Consider the following 301-nt stretch of genomic DNA (forward strand, 5'->3'; position numbering starts at 1 on the left):
AATTTGTCTAACCCCTATTTTTAGGTTTAAACTGCAAGACATATACTTCATGAGGCGCTAGGTCAGTAATTTCTAGCATATCTTCGCGAATTTGGTACTCTTTTCCCCAAACTTCAGTCACTATTTGATTTTGATAGATAAATGGATTCCCATGTATGACAGAAGGTAATTCACTTAGTAAAAGAGTGACATTTTTTGTTTCTTCACTCTTGTTAAAAACTAAAACGCCACTCGTACCATCGTTCAATACTTTCACTAAAACATCAATTGAACCAAACGATTGATGATAAGCCGGTAAATA

Annotated in this window: 1 protein-coding gene; it reads right to left on the reverse strand. The window is 34.2% G+C overall.

The genetic code is table 11. From position 1 onward, the window contains the following. Nucleotides 1-7 precede the first annotated feature (7 nt). Nucleotides 8-301: hypothetical protein (locus tag RU93_RS12145; protein ID WP_169818127.1), on the reverse strand; the 294-nt coding region annotated here is incomplete at its 5' end.

The organism is Enterococcus aquimarinus (assembly GCF_001885765.1).
In the GTDB taxonomy this organism is placed as follows: domain Bacteria; phylum Bacillota; class Bacilli; order Lactobacillales; family Enterococcaceae; genus Enterococcus_I; species Enterococcus_I aquimarinus.